Raw genomic sequence first — 18,395 nt, forward strand, 5'->3', positions numbered from 1 at the left:
GTATCAGGTAGCGACCGTCTTGATAAAAGGGGAAGGTATGGCGAATGACTTGCTGGTTTCACTCAACAACGCAAGCAAGCAGTTCACCGATGGTGTGGAAGAGCACTCGGTGCTTAATGATTGTCATTTAACGATTGAGGCAGGATCGAGCACTGCGTTGATGGGCGCGAGTGGCAGCGGTAAAAGTACCTTGATGAATATTATTGCTGGCTTTGAGCCGTTAAATGCTGGTCAGCTTTATCTCGAAGGACAAGACACCACAAACTGGCATGACAAACAGTGGAGCCATTTTCGGATACATAAGCTTGGGGTGGTGTTTCAGCAGTTCAACTTACTGACTCCACTCAATGTAAGACAAAACATCGCCTTTCCACTCTCATTAGAGGGCAGAGGTTGGCATGATTGGTGTGATTACCTTGTTGAGACTTTAGGGCTGGCGAGCTTGCTTGACAGACATGTTGCCGCGTTGTCTGGAGGGCAGCAACAAAGAGTGGCCATCGCGAGAGCACTTGCGAGCCAGCCAAAACTGCTGCTTGCGGATGAGCCGACAGGGAACCTCGACGAGCAATCTGGCTTAGAGGTCATGGAGCTACTTTCCACTATCACAAATCAAGGCAACACAGCGGTTGTCTTGGTGACGCACAGCGCAGAATGCGCAAGCTTTATGCAGTCTCGTTTGCAGCTTATTCACGGGCAGCTGTATGAAGCAAGCTAGTGTTCATCAACTTCTTGTTGTGCTGCGTGTATACAGCAAGCACTACTTTCAAGCGCCCTTACAGGCAGCATCTATTCTCATTGGGATAGTGTTGGCCGTGATGCTGTTTGTCGCAGTACAGGCGATAAACCTCAATGCTAAACGCAGTTATTCCGATGCAGCAGAGCAACTCAGTCTACCGGCCCAGTATTTTATAGTGCCACCCAGTGGTCAAAAGCATATAGACAGCCAGCTTTACTTCTCGTTGCGCAGTGCTGGAATGAGCGAGTCTCTAGCGGTGTTGGAAGGGCGAGTGCGTGACGAGACAGGACGCCGATTTTCAGTGCAGGGCAGTGATGTTGTTGCGGCAGTAACAGCAACAATGAGCCGGAGAGAGATTAGCAACGACTCAGAGCACGAACACAGGCAAGGCGTATTTCTTTTTTGACGGAAATCTACCCTTAGCGAACATGCTCATGGGGGAGCCCATCGCTTTGGTGAGCTCTGCCCACTTTGAGCAATTAGGCAAACCGAGTGTTTTGCAACTTGATAATGTTGAGACACGTCTTTTAGCGGTTCCCGATGAGTGGCAATTGGGAAATCGGATGCTGGTGGATATCAGCTTTGCCGAGCGATTGCTGCAAAAACAAGGGAAGTTGAGCTACATCGCGGTGTTTGATGCCTCTCGTGAACACTTCGATGTTTGGTTGGCGATAATAGGAAGCCAAGCTCAATGGATAGAGAACACGCAAAGCTCAGATCTCGCTTCGCTTACTGATAGTTTTCATTTAAATCTAACCGCTATGAGCATGCTTGCGTTTCTTGTAGGGCTATTCATTGCCTACAATGGCGTCAAATACAGCTTACTCAAAAGACGCAGACTCTTGGTACAGTTGCAGCAAGCGGGCGTGACCTCGAACACTGTGTTTTCTGCTCTGTTGGTAGAGATCGCGGTTATGGTGTCACTGGGCTCACTGCTTGGGTTTGTATTGGGAATGCAGCTCAGTCACTGGCTTCATCCAACCGTCGCACTGACCTTAGAGCAGCTCTATGGGGCAACGCTGTTACCCGGTACATGGCATCTGAGTTGGTTACTCCAAGCACTGCTAATCACGCTAGTCGCCGCACTCGGTGCGTGTTGGCATCACTTCAAGGGGAGTGTTCAGCAGCCACTTTCTATTCACAGTGGATTTTACGCATTACCCGCACCACAAAATACGACTCGTTTATTTATTGCAGCTCTGACACTGACTTTTCTTGCTGTCATTGGCTTATGGTTAAGTGACCATTTTCGAGTCACCATGCTTTGGCTCGGTTTGCTTGTTATCGCGACGCCTTTGTATCTTCCCAAAGGCTTATTGGTACTCAGTCATTGGGTGGGAAAGGTGTTTTCGGTGGGCCTGAAACACTATCTGGTTGCAGAGCTCAAGGAGCTTATTGCTCCACTGTCGCTTGCGATGATGGCTTTGCTGCTTGCGATGACGGCGAACCTTGCAATGAATACCTTAGTCGTGAGCTTTGAGCACACCCTGAAACAGTGGCTTGAGCAGAGACTTCATGCTGACATCTATATAAGCCCTGCGCAAAGTGAAATGGAAGCGATTCAAGGTGCGCTTAGTGAAATGCCAGGTGTCTCTGCTATTTATACTCAGAGCTACACTGATACTAATATCGAAGGCCTGCCCACTAAACTCGGTACAAAAGACACCAATACTCTTGAGCAAACCATGGTTGCGAAGTCTATGGTTGATGGATTTTGGTCGAACTTTTACCAAAACCAGATGGTTGCGATCAGTGAGCCGATGGCGGTGAAGCTCGGTTTATCGCTTGGCGATGAAGTCCTGGTTCCCGAGCTATCATTAGTGGTGGATACCCCACTTCAAATCGGCGCTATTTTCTACGACTATGGCTCCCCGACAGGAGAGCTTTTGATTTCACCTTCGCTCTGGCGAGACGCTGGTTTTTCATCAGTGCCAACCAGTCTAGGGATCCAAACGGAGCTAGACAATGATGTCATGCGCCAGCAGCTTATCGAGCGCTTTGGCTTGAGTGACAATCAGCTCTATGATCAGCAAGAAATCAAAACGATCGCATTGCAAATCTTCTCTCAAACTTTCGCGGTAACCAAAGCGTTGAATGGCGTGACTTTACTGGTGGCGGTTATTGGGCTGTTCAGTGCCTGTTATATGTTGATTGAAGCTCGCAAAGCTGCCATTGCAAGACTTTATGCGTTAGGTGTTAGAAGCGCCCAGCTTTTGATGATGGTCGTGATGCAAATGGTGCTGTTAGTCTGTTTTACACTCTGTTTAGCGTTACCGCTTGGCGCTTTAGTTGGCTACGTCTTAACCGACGTCATTACCCTCCGTGCTTTTGGCTGGAGTCTGCAATTTGTGTGGAGTTGGAGTGATATAGCGATGCTCTGCTTCGTGAGTATTATTACCGCATCAGCAGCCACGGCGTTACCCCTGTGGCGCTTAGTGTCTAAACCCGCTATGTCGAGCCTACAAAGCGAGGTGTTGTAATGCTGAAACCATTAAGCGTAGCTTTGTTAGCGCTGACCTTAGTCGGTTGTGAGGAGAGTCAACCACAAGGTTTTGGCTCTTGGTTGGGAGAAGACAGTGGGGCATTTACTAAGGTCTCACCTGAAACGCAACTCCGTTTTCCAGAAGACCACCAAGCACATGAAGACTACCGATATGAATGGTGGTACTTCACCGCAAACATAGTCACGTCTGAAGGTGAAACATTTGGCGTTCAGTGGACTCAGTTTCGCATTGCGCTGGCATCAAATGGCTCTGCTAATCAAGGCTGGGAAACCAGTCAGCTATACATGGCGCACAGCGCGATCACCAACTCTACTCATCATTTAGCTGCCGAAAAATGGTCTCGTGCTCATCCTAAGATGGCAGGGGTGGCTAAGTCACCGTTTCGTGTTTTTCTCGACGATTGGCAATGGCGCTCTAACTCTGATGAGATGTTCCCAGCGTCATTGAACGTAGCAACAGAGGAGTTCAGTTACTCGCTTAATCTTGTTAGTGAATCGTCGTTTCAACTTCAGGGTGAGCAGGGCTACAGTGTCAAAAGCGCGGATGGTTCAGTTGCTTCACATTACTATAGCCAGCCTTTTTATTGATGTCGAAGGCACGATTACCTTCAAAGGTGAACAACATAAGGTGACAGGGCAGGGTTGGATTGATAGGGAATGGAGCCCGCAGTTTCTGCTTGGTTCACAGCAAGGGTGGGATTGGTTTGCGCTTAGACTCGGCAATGATACGAGCTTGGTGGTATTTCAGTTGAGAGACAGTGAGACTGGCGATGCGAGTTATGCCTATGGTCAACTGATGCGGCGTGACCTCTCGGGAATTTCAATATCATCACAAGAGCTTACGCTCAAAGCTCTAGATACTGTTTCTATTCAAGGCTCTAACTATCCTACAGTATGGCAACTTGAGATACCCAGCCTTGAGATTGCTTTAACGATAGAGGCGCTCAATCCTTTGGCGAAAATGCCTTTGACCGTCCCTTATTGGGAAGGACCCGTTACCATAGAAGGGACTCACCAAGGTAGCGGATACATGGAGCTGACTGGCTACTAAGCATCGCTTAAAGTGCTACAAGCAAGTTTCAAGTGATATTTATGTGAATGCAGCCCATGACACAAACATGGGTGTAAAGGAGCGTAAAACTATTGTTGATATTGGAAAGTGCATAGTGGAAGAGTAAAACGAGAGTCAATCCCGCATTCACTTTCTAGAGGAAACTCAATGCCTTTACTCATTGCTTTCACTATTTCTGGCATTCTATTCGCAATCTCACTGATACATGTTTATTGGGCTTTTGGCGGCAAGAAAGGCGTCCATCTAGCGATTCCGGTCGTCGAAGGTAGCAAGGCATTCACTCCGGGTGCGTTGATCACTTTGCTTGTTGCAGCCGCTCTTGCTGTTTTCGCGTTATTGTCTCTCAGCTTGACTGACGCAATAGCAACACCTCAGATACTCAAAAATTATATTGAGTGGATGGCATTATTCGTAGGCGCAATTTTTGTTCTCAGGGCGGTGGGAGACTTCAACCTAGTTGGTTTTAGTAAGAAAAACCAACAAGGCCAGTTCGCTCGATTGGATACATGGCTTTATTCGCCGCTGTGTCTTTGTTTGGGAGCAGGTTACTTCTATCTTGCATGGGGAATGAAATGATGAATAGAGTGCAATTTGGCAAGTGGTGATATTAGCTCTCTACCTTGAGATATAGAGAGCTAACTAATTAGATCAACGCGTTAACTTTGCTTAGCGCTTGTCTGCATGCGCGATCTCAGACCAGCTCAATACGCCTTGCACTGCTCGTTTCCAACCGCTGTAACGTGCTTCACGTTTTTCTTCATCATCAGATGGTGTGAAGGTTCTATCGATTTCAGCTTTATCAGACACCTCTTCCAAACCACTCCAGAACCCAACTGCGATACCTGCAAGATATGCAGCACCAAGAGCGGTAACCTCAACAACTTGAGGTCGCTGTACTTCTGTGTTCAATAGATCCGCTTGGAACTGCATCAGGAAGTTATTCGCGACTGCGCCACCATCAACGCGCAGAGAAGCTAGCTTGATTCCAGAGTCGGCTTGCATCGCATCAATCACATCGCGGCTTTGATAAGCGATACTCTCAAGCGTTGCGCGAATGATGTGGTTTGCACCTGTGCCTCGAGTCATACCAATGATGGTGCCACGAGCATAAGCATCCCAGTAGGGTGCACCAAGACCAGTAAAGGCTGGAACCACATAGACTCCATTGCTGGATTCGACCTTGTTTGCAAAGTATTCAGAGTCTTTGGCGTCATTCAACAGCTTCATTTCATCGCGTAGCCATTGAATAGAAGCGCCGCCCATAAATACCGAACCCTCCAACGCGTAAGCAAGTTCGCCTTTTGGTCCGCAAGCGATGGTCGTTAACAAAGAGTTCTTAGAGGTGATTTTCTCCTTGCCTGTATTCATTAGCATGAAACAGCCCGTGCCATAGGTGTTCTTCGCCTGACCTGGTTCGACACACATTTGACCAAATAGTGCAGCTTGTTGATCTCCAGCGATACCAGCAATAGGTATACGCGTGCCACCTTTACCACCAATGTTAGTTTGACCGTAAACCTCTGACGAAGGTTTGACCTTAGGCATCATGGAAAGTGGGATATCAAACTCTTTAAGAATGCGTTCGTCCCATTCTAGAGTATTGATATTAAATAGCATGGTTCTTGATGCGTTGGTGTAGTCAGTGACATGAACGCGACCTTGGGTCATCTTCCAAACTAGCCAAGTGTCCACGGTACCAAACATCAGCTTGCCTTCCTCGGCTTGCTGGCGAGCGCCTTCTACGTTATCTAAAATCCATTTAACCTTGGTGCCTGAGAAGTAAGGGTCGAGAACAAGACCCGTGTTTTCTCGAATATAAGCTTCAAGACCATCGCGTGCTTTTAGTTCTTCACAGATTTCTGCGGTACGGCGACACTGCCAAACAATAGCGTTGTAGACGGGAGCGCCCGTCTCTTTGTTCCAAACGATGGTCGTTTCACGCTGGTTAGTGATACCGATAGCAGCGACTTCGTCGGAGGTAATGCCTTTTTGACCCAGAGCTTCGATTAATGTAGAGCTCTGCGTCGCGTAAATTTCTAGTGGATCATGTTCAACCCAGCCTGCTTCTGGATAGATTTGAGTAAATTCTCGCTGCGCGACACTGACAATATTTGCATCATGATCGAGAACAACGGTACGAGAACTGGTGGTCCCTTGATCGAGAGCGACGATGTATTTCTTAGTCATAATAGTGTCCTTCTGTTTTCATTTTTTATTCATTATTTGTAGGGGATAGAGTTGTTGTGTTTACACGTGAGCTTCGGTGTCATTCACCTCCACTTCGTCATCGCATTGAGCTGGGCTAGTGCAGCCACCTGCAGCAGGAAGGTAAGCGCCAATCACTTTCGGGTACAGCCACCCGCCAAATAGACCGCCAGCAATGGTGGCAAAGATTGGAACGATAAAGTAAGGGATGTCTCTAGCGCCGCTTAGCGCGTAATCCCAACCAGCAAAATAAGCGAACAGCTTTGGTCCAAAATCACGAGCAGGGTTCATAGCAAATCCTGTTAGTGGACCAAGTGAGCCACCTATAGTTGCAACCAATAAGCCAATGAGAAGTGGTACCATTGCACCTCGTGACTCACCGCCATTGTTGCTGTCACCAAAGGCTAGGATCCCAAACATCAGTACTGCAGTAATCGTAAACTCGACCGCAGCGGCACCGAAAAATGAGAGTGACGCATTAGGGTAAGTGGAAAAGATGCCCGCGGTAGCTAGCGCCTCTGGCGTATCACGGGCAACGCCGTTAGCGACTTCCCAGTCGACAAATAAGTTGCTATACAAGCCGTAGACTAAAGCAGCCGCACAGAACGCTCCGGCAACTTGAGAAAAAATGTAAGGCAGTACCTTGTGCTTCTCAAAGCCATGGAACGCTGCGAGCGCAATTGTCACCGCAGGGTTAATGTGTGCTCCGGACACACCCGCCGTACAGTAAACAGCTAGCGCTACCGCTAAACCCCAAACGATACTGACTTCCCATTGACCGAATTCAGCGCCGGTTAATACCAAAGCCGCCACACATCCGACCCCCCAAAATATCAACAAGCCAGTTCCAATAAACTCCGCGATACACTGACCGAGTAACGCAGGATCTTTTTTTATACTCATAGTTCTTTCCTTGGTCTTGATTCATATGCCATCAAATGCGGTGAGGATTGTAGCCAAAATAAAAAAATGGAAATCTCGGTCAGATCTCAAATGTGCGTACGAAAGTTAAAAATGTTCGCATTATGTTCATAAATGTTAACTAAAGCACATTTAATGTTCGTTTAAAGGGTTTTTTATGCAGCTGAATGTGTATTTTTGCTCGGGTATTGAGCGTTTAGTGAAGAGGGAATACATTTCGGTTTGGCGCTATTTAAAACATGTGCAAGACACAGTAAAATCAAGTAATAACATAGTTTGAGCGCGAGGGAGTGTGGTTGAAAGCGATAAAGCGACATCAGGAAATCATCGAATTGGTGACGACACACGGGTACGTCAGTACTGAAGACTTGGTCGATAAGTTTCATGTGAGCCCGCAAACCATTCGTAGAGATCTGAACGAATTAGCGGATGCGAACAAAATTAAGCGTAACCACGGTGGCGCGACCATAGTGACGAGTTCTGAAAACTCATCCTATCAGAGCAGGAAGGTATCGAGTCAGGCAGAGAAAGAAAGGATCGCTGCTCAGCTAGTCAAACACATACCGAATGGCGCGACATTGTTCATCGATATTGGCACGACGCCTGAAGCGATTGCCAAAGCTTTGTTGAATGAACACAATGACTTACGTATTGTAACTAACAATATAAACGTTGCCTCAATGCTCATGCACAAAGAAAGCTTTCGAGTCATACTCGCAGGGGGTGAAGTGCGTGGAAAAGACGGTGGTGTAACCGGGGAATCAACCATCGACTTCGTCGCTCAGTTCAGATTGGACTTCGGTATTCTTGGCATAAGTGGCATCGACTATGATGGTTCGCTGTTAGATTTCGATTACCATGAGGTTCGTGTAAAACGAGCAATTATCGAAAACAGCCGAAGCGTCTTGTTGGGCGTTGATCATAGTAAGTTTGGTCGAAACGCCATGGTAAAACTCGGTGGCATTGAAGAAGTCGATTTGGTCATTACCGATATGAAACCGCCCCAAGAAATATGCAATGTTCTGAAGGAAAACGATATAAATATCGAAGTTGCCTAGTTTTTCATAACTTGTTTTTAGTCAATAGGACCAGCCATATGGCTGGTTTTTTTGTATTTATACTTTCAATCGAAAGTAATTGGTAAATTAAAATGCTCGAACGAGCATTTGTGAGCAAAATCGCGAAACTGGTTGCATTTTAATGCCACAATAATTGTGCGTATATTCAGTGGGTAAAATGCAATGAAGGCAACAGCTCGTTATCAAACAGACGTCATTATCATAGGGGGCGGTGCCACAGGCTCAGGCATCATGCGTGATTGCGCACTTCGAGGCATCGACTGCATATTAATTGAGCGTGATGATCTCGCATCGGGAACAACAGGGAGAAATCATGGACTGCTGCACTCAGGCGCCAGATATGCTGTCACTGATCCTGAATCTGCCTCCGAATGTATTGCCGAAAATCGAATACTCAAGTCCATAGCCGCTCATTGTGTTGAAGATACGGGCGGACTCTTTATCACTCTGCCAGAAGATGAACTGAGCTTTCAGGATGAGTTTATTGCTGCGTGCGATATTGCCGGAATCGAGACCAAGCGCTTAACAACCAAAGAAGCGCTTGCGTTTGAGCCAAATGCGAATCCAAAGATGCTAGGTGCTATCCAAGTGCCCGACGGTACGATCGACCCTTTTCGACTCTGTGCATCCAATGTGCTTGATGCTAAAGAGCACGGTGCGCGCTTGTTTAGTCACTGTATTGTGACCTCTTTGATTCGAGAGGGTGATCGCGTAATAGGCGTCAATGCACTCAATACTCGCACAAATTTACCCTTTGAGGTTTTCGCGCAAGAGGTCATTAACGCTGCGGGTATTTGGGGGCAAACGATCTGCGAATATGCAGACCTTAGTGTGAAGATGTTTCCAGCAAAAGGGTCACTACTGATACTCGATTATCGTATTAACAATCGAGTAATCAACCGCTGCCGTAAACCATCTGACGCCGACATTCTCGTACCTGGGGATACCATTTCGCTTATTGGTACCACATCGGAACATATTGACTACGACCAGATCGATAACCTCCACGTTACCCCTGAAGAAGTCGATACCTTGTTAGAAGAAGGTGCCAAGCTTGCGCCGATTATGAGTCATAGCCGAGTACTCAGAGCTTATGCGGGAGTCAGACCGCTCGTTTCTTTAAGTGAAGATAGCAGTGGTCGCAACATAAGCCGAGGTATCGTGCTTGTCGATCATACGCAGCATGATGGCTTGCATGGCTTCACGACAATTACCGGCGGCAAACTCATGACTTACCGCTTAATGGCTGAGATGGCGACTGATTCCGTAGCGCAAAAGCTAGGCAACACTACCCCTTGTACGACTCACACGATTCCCTTGCCAGGCTCGGCTAACTCTCCTAAACAGACGAAAAACACAGCAAGCATTGCAAAACCTGTCTATCAGTCCGCGATTGATCGCCATGGTGAGCGAGCACTCGGCTTTTTATCTGACGACAAAGCAAGCCAATCTGTCATTTGCGAATGTGAAATGGTGACTGCCGGCGAGATCGAGTATGCGATTAAAGCGCTTGATGTACATAACCTTGTCGACCTTAGACGGAGAACTCGGCTAGGTATGGGGCCTTGCCAAGGAGAGCTTTGTAGTTATCGAGCGGCGAGCTTAATGGCAGAGTACGGCAATTTTTCTGGAATCGAGGTAGGGGAGATTCTTACCGACTTTTTAGAAGAGCGCTGGAAAGGCACCAAGCCCGTTCTGTGGGGGGATGCGCTACGAGAAGCCGAGTTTAGCTACTGGATTTATCAAGGGTTATTTGGTGCTGATGAGCTCACTAATACTGAGTCGACTCGCAGCCCAGTTGGGGAGGAGTTGCAATGATTAACTATGACGTTGTCGTTATCGGCGGTGGAGTTGCTGGTTACACCAGCGCATTGCGGTTCCTTGAACAAGGGTGGAAGACCGCCGTGGTAAGCCATGGACAAAGTGCTATGCACTTTTCCTCAGGTTCAATTGATGTGCTTAGTCATTCCCCAGTCGATGGCAAAGCGGTAAGAGCCCCGTTCGATGAGATCGATCGTTTGACTCAACAGATGCCTGAACATCCTTATTCCAAAATAGGTCGAGCAAGCGTTCTTGAATCGTTGCAATGGTTTAAGCAGTTTGTTGGCAATCATGGATTACCACTGAATCATAATCAGTCGCTAGAAAACCATTATCGAATCGCGAGTTTAGGTTCACTCAAAGCGACATGGCTGTCACAACCTTATGTGTTTCCTTTAGACTTTGATTATGCCGAACTCTCTAGCATCAAGCGCATCGTGCTTGTCTCTGTAGAGGGGTTTCGTGACTTTCAACCTGAGATTGCCAGGGCCAAGCTCGCTTCTATGCCAGAGCTCGAAGGAATCGAGGTGAGAGTGGTCAAAGTCGGCCTTGATGCGGCGGGTTTAGAATCTCGAAACTGCCATGAGTTTCGTTCAATAGACGTATCGAGACTGCTGCGCCAACCTCAACATTTCTCTCAATTTTGTTCGCAGTTAAGAAACGTTGCTACTCCCAACGATCTTGTCATCTTGCCTTCTATATTGGGAAATGGAGATGGCCTTACCTTGATGGATAAGTTGGCACAAGAAACGCACCTGCGTTTTCACGAAGTGCCAACCATGCCTCCATCACTCTTGGGAATTCGTATAGAAGACACGTTAAGACGCGCGTTTATCGAAGCTGGGGGGACATTACATGTCGGTGATGAGGTGACAAGCGGTGTGTTTAGGCCATCTGGTGAACAGCTGTTTTTGGCGTGTATCTATACCAAAAAACTTAAGACAGTGCCTATCAATGCCGAGTACTTTGTTTTAGCAACCGGCAGTTTCTTCAGCAAAGGTTTGGTTGCAGGTCTCAACAAGGTTACTGAGCCTATTTTTGACCTCGATATTGCTACCCAAGGGTCGCGAGACCAGTGGTATTCAGAGCAGTTTTTCTCACAATCATCACACCCATTCTTAAGCTTTGGCGTTGAGACAAACCAACATTTTCAGCCTACCAAAGCAGGTAGAACGTTGGAAAACCTTTATTGTGCTGGCTCTATTTTGCCCCACTATGATCCGATTGCACATGGCTGTGGGGGTGGCGTTGCAATCAGCACTGGATATAAAGTCGCTGAACATGTCATTGCAAAATCATCCGTAAACACCATTCCCGAAGCGATAAGTGAGCAGAGAAAAGGAGAGATGGCATGACCGCAGTACGTCCAGCTGAACTCATTGCTGTAACTAATAGTGGTGATGAGCACCAATCGCCATCATTTGAAAAATGCATTAAATGCACTGTCTGTACCGTGTATTGCCCTGTCGCTAAAGCCAATCCAGAATATCCAGGACCCAAACAGTGCGGCCCAGATGGTGAAAGACTTAGATTAAAAAGTCCTGAGTTTTTTGACGATGTGCTAAAGCTCTGCACTAACTGCAAACGCTGCGAAACAGCATGTCCGTCCGGGGTTAGGATTGGTGACATTATCGCAGTCGCTCGAAGAGAGCATGGGCGTAAGCCGCTTAGCCTGACTACCGCACGCGACTACGTGTTAAGCCATACTGATTTGTTTGGTTCTTTGGCGACACCTTTTGCGCCGGTGATAAACAAACTAACTGAGCAATCGGTCGTTAAGAAAGTCATGCATCATACGATTCAAGTGCATGATCATAAGTCGCTACCCAAATACTCCCACGGAACGTTTCGATCTTGGTACAAGAAGCATGTGCCAGACCAGAGCAAATATCGACGCCAAGTGAGCTACTTTCACGGTTGTTATGTTAATTACAATGACCACAGTGTTGGGCATAACTTTATTCGTGTCATGAATGCCATGAATATTGGCGTACAGTTACTCGAACGTGAGAAGTGTTGCGGTGTGCCTTTGATTGCCAATGGATTTCATAGTAAGGCGCAGAAGAATGCCAAACTCAATGTGGAACATCTCGAGAAAGCCCTGACAGGTCGTTCTGAAGCGGTCATATCCACCTCTTCAACCTGCGCTTTCACCTTACAAGAGGAGTATCCTCACGTTTTAGATGTAGACAATCAAAAAGTCGCGGATCGGATACATCTATTTAGCCGCTTTATGCTGAGTGAATGTAGAGAAGGCAACATTCCAGCGATGAAACCTGTCAACAAAACCATTGTGTATCACACCCCGTGTCACCTAGAGCGCAGTGGCGATCATATATTCACAATTGAGCTACTGAAAATGATCCCAGGGCTGACGGTTAAAGTGTTGGATAGCGAATGTTGTGGGCTAGCGGGTACGTATGGTTATAAGCGAGAGAACTACGATGTTTCTATGGAAATAGGTAAAGGCTTATTCGAACAAATTAATCAGTCGGATGCCGACTATGCGATTTCTGACTGTGAAACCTGTCGCTGGCAGATAGAAGAGAACACGCGTTTGTCCTGTGTTCATCCTCTTTCGATTCTAGTGGAGGCGCTAGATTTCGATTAGTGTTAGTTGGTTTTAGTGCTTTGTTTAATGTTGATTTGAACGCAAAAAGTTAGTGTACTAAATAAATATTTCGCTGGAATTTGCATTGCCACTCATTTGTCAAGGGGTTGCTAATTGTTGCGTTTGATATCAAAAACTTAAAATAATTTGCAGTTTATCAAGATTTAGGAATGGTCTTTCTAATAATTCCTTGTTTTAACAAGGCCTTACCATATTTTGGTGATGTTTAATGATCAATCAAAAGCACCTGTTTATAGGTGCTTTTTTATTGTTAACAGAATGTCATACCTTGAATTTGTGCTCTAGTTTACTTAGAGTGCTAAACGTTACATTACAAAGTGCTTTTAAGGACAGCTCAACATGGATCCCATTCTGGAAGTTAAGGGACGGCACACATTGTTTGGGGATTACACAGGAAGGATGCTCGCACTCGATGTTGATAGAACGAGCGTTGCACACGTAATCGAGCGCCGTTTTCTGCATTTGAGTACGCGGACCGGAATGCTTACGCTTAAACGATCTCTGATGAACAGTAGGACGATATGACTAGTTGTTTAAGTCTAGCTCGTGCTCTCGATTCTGAACCAAATATTCTATCGACGGATGTGGCTTTTTCGGCTTCGAGTCCGTTCATCCCACGCGCAATGCAAAAAGCACTGATTGGCCTTCAAAATGGCAAAGTAGTGCAGGTTGTTGTTCCAGAAAACATTCCACCTAACCTTACCTACGACCATGAAGAAACCTGTCATAGAGGCATGAGCGCTAAAGGCGTGCTGACATCCAGAGTTATCATGCGCAACGCAAGCATCGCCGTTAAGGCGAAGACTTTTGGTTGTAAACGGAATGTAAATGAAATTTGTAATAATAACCCACTGTTCATACACTTATTGAAAAACCAATATGGAAATTACTATGAAAAACTTAACTAGGACGTTATTGTTTTCGTCTCTTCTCGCTGCAAGTTCTCTTCAAACTGCCTCGGCTGACGAGTGTGGTGCAGTCACCATTGCGGATATGAACTGGAACTCTGCAACCCTCATCGCGAATGTCGACAAATTCATACTTCAACACGGATTCGATTGCGACGCTGAGCTCGTACCAGGTGATACTCAACCAACGGGTGCTTCCATGATCTCCAAAGGTCAGCCAGATATTGCGCCAGAGTTTTGGAGTAACTCTATGCGTGAAGCACTGGATATGGGCGTGAAAGAAGGTCAAATTCAATACGCAGGTACCACTCTAACCGATGGTGGTGAAGAGGGGTTTTGGGTTCCTGAGTATATGGTTGCCAAAGACCCATCAATGGCAACGATTGAGGGAGTGTTAGCCAACGCTAAAATGTTTAAGCACCCAGAAGATCCAAGCAAATCGGCATTTTATTCTTGTCCTGCTGGTTGGAACTGCCAAATCTCTGCTGGCAATCTATTCACTGCACTAGGTATGGAAGAAAAAGGATTTGAAGTTATCGATCCAGGGTCAGGTGCGGGTCTTTCAGGCTCAATTGCTAAAGCTTATGAGCGCGAAGAAGCGTGGTTTGGTTACTACTGGGCACCGACAGCCGTTCTAGGTAAGTACAAAATGGTTAAAGTCGACTTCGGTAGTGGTGTTGATGAGACGATGTTTAAAGAGTGTATCACTCAAGAAACTTGTCTAGAGCCTAAAGCAACTATGTATCCACCATCAATCGTGGAAACGGTTGTGACAACGGACTTCGCCAAGCGCTCTCCAGAGGCGATGGAGTACTTTGCTAAGCGTGAGTTTACCAACGCACAAATGAACGGTCTTTTGGCTTGGATGGAAGACGAGCAAGCCGATGGCGAATACGCTGTTGAGCACTTTATGAAAGAGTACAAGTCAACGTGGTCTACATGGTTAACACCTGATGTCGCTGCAAAAGTACAAAAAGCAGTAGATGAACTATAAACCGAGTCGGTAGTAAAAGGGGCTAGAGGGATAGCCCCTTAATTAATTGATACAAGTTCGCCATTTTTGAATGCGAACACTAAGCAGCGTTGATCGCTGCTTCTGGCAGAAGTAATCAAGGAGTAACAGATGTCTAATGCCACGTGGTTGAGTGAAATACCTCAGTTAGACCGCAAACAACTACTAGAAATACGAAAAACGCTAGATGGTGCCTATCGAGACTTCTCTCGAGAATATGGCGACACCATCGAATCTCTATTTGACCCATTATTAAGCTTTTTGATTTGGTTCGAGAAGCTACTGCTTTCTAGCCCATGGTGGCTAATCATTGGTATTTTGGTTGGTCTCGCTTATGTCGCGAGTCGATCTTGGAAACTCAGCGCTTCTGTTGGTATCGCCTTCTTTGTTATCGGCTTCTTCGGCATGTGGGACAATACGATGCGAACCATGAGCATCATTTTAGTCTCAACCATGCTCGCAATAGCCCTCGGGATACCCACCGGGATCCTCATGGCTCAGTCCAAAAAAGCCAGAGCCATCATTACCCCTATACTTGACATAATGCAGACCATGCCAGCGTTTGTGTATTTGATTCCTGTCGTCATGCTGCTTGGCATCGGTAAAATCCCTGGCGTCATTGCTGTTGTGATCTACGCGATTCCACCAGTCATACGTTTGACTGATTTAGGGATTCGACTTGTAGATAAAGAAGTACTAGAGGCCGCAACCGCATATGGCGCTAGTCCGGCCCAGCGCCTTTTTGGTGTGCAGGTACCGTTGGCAATGCCTAACATCATGGCGGGTATCAACCAAACTATCATGATGGCACTTGCGATGGTCGTGATTGCATCGATGATCGGTGTGAAGGGTTTAGGTCAGCCAGTTCTAAAATCCATTACCAACCAATATTTCACGCTTGGTTTACTTAATGGTCTTGCTATTGTGGCGCTTGCCATCATTTTTGACCGTGTTTCACAAAGCTATGCAAAACGTACCCAAGCTCACTTAGGAGGTAGAGAATAATGAGCACTACTCAACCTCAACCTATGATTCAAATTAAGAATCTGTATAAGATATTTGGTCCTAAAGATAAGTCCTATCTTCAAGCCGTGAAGGATGGCGAATCAAAAGATGACCTCCTAGCGCGTACCGGACATACCCTTGGCCTCAAAGACATTAACCTAGACGTCTATCCGGGAGAAATCTTTGTGATTATGGGACTATCTGGCTCGGGAAAATCGACACTCATTCGACACTTCAACCGTCTTATTGACCCAAGTGAAGGAGAGATCATTGTTGATGGTTCCGATGTCATGAAGCTCTCTGACAAAGAACTGCGTGAGTTTCGACGCCACAAGATGTCAATGGTATTCCAGCGCTTTGGCTTACTTCCGCACAAAACCGTGATTGATAACGTCGCTTATGGTTTGCAAATCCAAGGGATGGAAAAGGCAAAACGGTTAGACACTGCAAAGTCTTGGATAAAAACCGTTGGTCTAGAAGGCTATGAAGCTCAGTATCCTAGCCAGTTGTCTGGCGGACAACAACAGCGTGTTGGACTCGCCCGAGCATTGTGTACTGATGCTGAGATCCTACTGATGGACGAAGCCTTCTCTGCACTCGATCCGCTGATTCGAAGTGAGATGCAAGATCAACTAATCGAACTTCAGGAAAAACTCCACAAAACCATCATTTTCATTACCCATGATTTGGATGAAGCACTTCGTATCGGTGACCGTATCGCCATCTTGCGCGACGGTGTCGTTGTGCAGCAAGACAAGCCCGTCGACATCCTTCTTAACCCAGCGGACGATTATGTAGAAGCGTTTGTTAAAGATGTGAATCGAGCTCGAGCACTGACCGTTGAAACTGTCATGCAACCTCCTGTTCTGCGTATCACCGCGGAGACATTAGGCGAGGCCATTAGCCAGATGCGTAAATCTTCTGAAGATTACGGATACGTCGTCAACGATGATGGATACCAAGGTGTCATTACTCAAGAAACGTTGGAGCAGGTAAACAAAAGCGATTATCACAAAGAGATACCGGAAGACTTGTTGGATGACGTTCCAGCTGTTCAAAGTGATGCTTTGCTTGAAGAAGTCATTCCTGAAACGCTCGACAGCGACCATCCACTTCCTGTGGTTGATGATAATGGTGACCTACAAGGCCATTTATCTAAGTCGACGCTTGCAGAGGTATTGAGTGATAGTACTACGAGCGAGTCTTCAGAGAGCAATGAAGCAACGGTTGATGAGCGCTTGTCGGATAAAGGGGCTGCTTAGGCAAAGATGGTCATGATGACCGAAGCGTCTAGGCAATAGTCTGGCGAACTGAATGTTAACTGAAAAGCGCAAACCTATGGTTTGCGCTTTTTTTGTCCTCTTGGAACGAATGCAGAGTAAACCGCAGAGTGATCAAATCAGTTTCTTATCTTGTTGAGCAAACCCTTAGCGGTATGGATTACATCTTGCGTTTCGCTTGGTGATAGTCCAGCTTCAAATGCACTTCCGCGATTCTTATCACTCCATTCCACAAAGTCTATAGGCCTCCCATTTTTGAGTAGCTCAAAGTGTAAGTGTGCTCCCGTCGTTCTGCCGGTGTTACCACTCTTAGCTATTTTTTGCCCGGCATGTACTTCATCGCCAACCGAAACCAGAATCTTAGACAGATGTAAGTATCTAGATAGGTAATTGTCAGTATGTCGAATCGTGATGTAGTTACCCGCGTATTTGTCATAACGAGCAGCAACAATAGTGCCTGACCCGACACTAACAACACTACTCCCAACAGGCAGCATATAATCAGTACCATTATGAGGCACAGTGAGCCTTGTTACTGGATGGACTCGATAGGGATCAAAGTGTGAGCTTATTGGGTATTTGGAAAAGGTTGGGTTAGTTAAGAATACAGGGTTTAGGGGCTCTGCTTTGGCATTATATAGCCTTCCATTTTTGTGCAGTATGGCGATAAAGTCCCCCCTGTGGTTCTGATACAAAAAGCCGGTGAACGAGCTTTTATTACCCAACTCGGTACTAACGACAAACCTGCCGCCCTCTTCAACAGACGAGAAAAAGTCAAAATGACCAGTCAGTTTGTTGAAAAGCTTATTGACTTGCTGACTACTTAAACCAGCTTCTAATGCAGATATAAAGAAAGAGCCTTTAACTTCACCAGTATAATGATTGTCGATAGGAGAAGGTGGCATTTCAAATGATTGAATCTCATATGATGTACTATAGCTTATAACCTCTTTGAGTGGAGTGCTCGATGAATTATTACGGTTTAGTGTGCTAATCACTGTCAACGGGACTGCGATAGCAAAAAATGCACAAACGAGTAAAAAGGAATTGGTGCTATTCCATTTCTCATAAGGCTCGAATCTTAGGCTCTTTGCCAGAGTTTGTAACTGATTTTGAAGCATAACTAACGTAGGTTACTGGAATTATTATGATGTTGACTTATGATTGAAGGGTATTATGCACAGCAGCTGTGAGCGTATCAAATATACTTACAATTATTTT

The 18,395-nt window shown here is 46.2% G+C and carries 13 protein-coding genes and 2 pseudogenes; 12 read left to right on the plus strand and 3 right to left on the minus strand.

From position 1 onward, the window contains the following. Positions 1 to 37: 37 nt before the first annotated feature. From AC6I8Y_RS06525 to AC6I8Y_RS06540, 4 genes and pseudogenes are all read left to right on the plus strand, one after another. The gene (locus AC6I8Y_RS06525) at positions 38 to 715 is read left to right on the plus strand and encodes an ABC transporter ATP-binding protein (RefSeq protein ID WP_498021138.1); all 678 of its coding nucleotides are present in this window, start codon (positions 38 to 40) and stop codon (positions 713 to 715) included. After that, a pseudogene (locus AC6I8Y_RS06530) lies at positions 702 to 3,216 on the plus strand (ABC transporter permease). The gene AC6I8Y_RS06525 and the pseudogene AC6I8Y_RS06530 overlap by 14 nt, the downstream one beginning before the upstream one ends. Then, a pseudogene (locus tag AC6I8Y_RS06535) lies at positions 3,216 to 4,290 on the plus strand (lipocalin-like domain-containing protein). The pseudogenes AC6I8Y_RS06530 and AC6I8Y_RS06535 overlap by 1 nt, the downstream one beginning before the upstream one ends. A 168-nt stretch (positions 4,291 to 4,458) precedes the next feature. Next, a complete protein-coding gene (locus AC6I8Y_RS06540; protein WP_498021140.1) occupies positions 4,459 to 4,887 on the plus strand; it encodes a DUF3995 domain-containing protein in 429 nt (142 codons plus the stop codon). A 90-nt stretch (positions 4,888 to 4,977) separates the two neighbouring features. Here AC6I8Y_RS06540 and glpK read toward each other — a convergent pair whose 3' ends face one another. Together glpK and AC6I8Y_RS06550 are read right to left on the minus strand one after the other, a co-directional pair. Beyond that, complete coding sequence (gene glpK, locus AC6I8Y_RS06545) at positions 4,978 to 6,501, minus strand: glycerol kinase GlpK (protein ID WP_498021449.1); 1,524 nt, start codon at positions 6,499 to 6,501, stop codon at positions 4,978 to 4,980. A gap of 57 nt (positions 6,502 to 6,558) precedes the next feature. Beyond that, positions 6,559 to 7,419: an MIP/aquaporin family protein gene (locus AC6I8Y_RS06550; protein ID WP_042477327.1), complete on the minus strand. Its 861-nt coding sequence runs from the start codon at positions 7,417 to 7,419 to the stop codon at positions 6,559 to 6,561. Positions 7,420 to 7,733: 314 nt separating this feature from the next. Between AC6I8Y_RS06550 and AC6I8Y_RS06555 the strand changes: the two genes are divergently transcribed. The 8 genes from AC6I8Y_RS06555 to AC6I8Y_RS06590 all read left to right on the plus strand — a co-directional run bounded on the left by AC6I8Y_RS06555 (position 7,734) and on the right by AC6I8Y_RS06590 (position 17,156). Next, the gene (locus AC6I8Y_RS06555) at positions 7,734 to 8,495 is read left to right on the plus strand and encodes a DeoR/GlpR family transcriptional regulator (RefSeq protein WP_128650176.1); all 762 of its coding nucleotides are present in this window, start codon (positions 7,734 to 7,736) and stop codon (positions 8,493 to 8,495) included. Positions 8,496 to 8,678: 183 nt separating this feature from the next. Then, positions 8,679 to 10,334, plus strand: a complete 1,656-nt coding sequence (gene glpA / locus AC6I8Y_RS06560; protein WP_498021143.1) for an anaerobic glycerol-3-phosphate dehydrogenase subunit A — start codon at positions 8,679 to 8,681, stop codon at positions 10,332 to 10,334. Next, a complete protein-coding gene (gene glpB / locus AC6I8Y_RS06565) occupies positions 10,331 to 11,692 on the plus strand; it encodes a glycerol-3-phosphate dehydrogenase subunit GlpB (protein WP_498021145.1) in 1,362 nt (453 codons plus the stop codon). Before glpA ends, glpB begins: the two co-directional genes overlap by 4 nt. Then, positions 11,689 to 12,948, plus strand: a complete 1,260-nt coding sequence (glpC, locus tag AC6I8Y_RS06570; RefSeq protein ID WP_394151945.1) for an anaerobic glycerol-3-phosphate dehydrogenase subunit GlpC — start codon at positions 11,689 to 11,691, stop codon at positions 12,946 to 12,948. Before glpB ends, glpC begins: the two co-directional genes overlap by 4 nt. A gap of 542 nt (positions 12,949 to 13,490) precedes the next feature. Then, positions 13,491 to 13,877 (plus strand): hypothetical protein, encoded by a 387-nt coding sequence (locus AC6I8Y_RS06575; protein WP_498021147.1) that lies wholly within the window; start codon positions 13,491 to 13,493, stop codon positions 13,875 to 13,877. Further along, positions 13,861 to 14,871 (plus strand): ABC transporter substrate-binding protein, encoded by a 1,011-nt coding sequence (locus AC6I8Y_RS06580; RefSeq protein ID WP_234493951.1) that lies wholly within the window; start codon positions 13,861 to 13,863, stop codon positions 14,869 to 14,871. Before AC6I8Y_RS06575 ends, AC6I8Y_RS06580 begins: the two co-directional genes overlap by 17 nt. Before the next feature lie 129 nt (positions 14,872 to 15,000). Continuing rightward, the gene (locus AC6I8Y_RS06585) at positions 15,001 to 15,894 is read left to right on the plus strand and encodes an ABC transporter permease (RefSeq protein ID WP_234493950.1); all 894 of its coding nucleotides are present in this window, start codon (positions 15,001 to 15,003) and stop codon (positions 15,892 to 15,894) included. Beyond that, positions 15,894 to 17,156, plus strand: coding sequence for a quaternary amine ABC transporter ATP-binding protein (locus tag AC6I8Y_RS06590; RefSeq protein ID WP_498021149.1), 1,263 nt, complete (start codon positions 15,894 to 15,896; stop codon positions 17,154 to 17,156). Before AC6I8Y_RS06585 ends, AC6I8Y_RS06590 begins: the two co-directional genes overlap by 1 nt. Positions 17,157 to 17,293: 137 nt before the next feature. On the opposite strand, the gene AC6I8Y_RS06595 is transcribed toward AC6I8Y_RS06590, so the two are convergent. Next, complete coding sequence (locus AC6I8Y_RS06595) at positions 17,294 to 18,079, minus strand: peptidoglycan DD-metalloendopeptidase family protein (protein ID WP_498021151.1); 786 nt, start codon at positions 18,077 to 18,079, stop codon at positions 17,294 to 17,296. Positions 18,080 to 18,395 lie beyond the last annotated feature (316 nt).

This window comes from Vibrio sp. KUL78, assembly GCF_059725505.1.

Excerpts from the sequence above, each read along its gene's own strand:
- AC6I8Y_RS06525 (WP_498021138.1), top strand. The coding sequence starts at position 38 with ATGGCGAATGACTTGCTGGTTTCACTCAACAACGCAAGCAAGCAGTTC.
- AC6I8Y_RS06540 (WP_498021140.1), top strand. The coding sequence starts at position 4,459 with ATGCCTTTACTCATTGCTTTCACTATTTCTGGCATTCTATTCGCAATC.
- AC6I8Y_RS06550 (WP_042477327.1), bottom strand. The coding sequence starts at position 7,419 with ATGAGTATAAAAAAAGATCCTGCGTTACTCGGTCAGTGTATCGCGGAG.
- glpA (WP_498021143.1), top strand. The coding sequence starts at position 8,679 with ATGAAGGCAACAGCTCGTTATCAAACAGACGTCATTATCATAGGGGGC.
- glpB (WP_498021145.1), top strand. The coding sequence starts at position 10,331 with ATGATTAACTATGACGTTGTCGTTATCGGCGGTGGAGTTGCTGGTTAC.
- glpC (WP_394151945.1), top strand. The coding sequence starts at position 11,689 with ATGACCGCAGTACGTCCAGCTGAACTCATTGCTGTAACTAATAGTGGT.
- AC6I8Y_RS06575 (WP_498021147.1), top strand. The coding sequence starts at position 13,491 with ATGACTAGTTGTTTAAGTCTAGCTCGTGCTCTCGATTCTGAACCAAAT.
- AC6I8Y_RS06580 (WP_234493951.1), top strand. The coding sequence starts at position 13,861 with ATGAAAAACTTAACTAGGACGTTATTGTTTTCGTCTCTTCTCGCTGCA.
- AC6I8Y_RS06585 (WP_234493950.1), top strand. The coding sequence starts at position 15,001 with ATGTCTAATGCCACGTGGTTGAGTGAAATACCTCAGTTAGACCGCAAA.
- AC6I8Y_RS06590 (WP_498021149.1), top strand. The coding sequence starts at position 15,894 with ATGAGCACTACTCAACCTCAACCTATGATTCAAATTAAGAATCTGTAT.
- AC6I8Y_RS06595 (WP_498021151.1), bottom strand. The coding sequence starts at position 18,079 with ATGCCACCTTCTCCTATCGACAATCATTATACTGGTGAAGTTAAAGGC.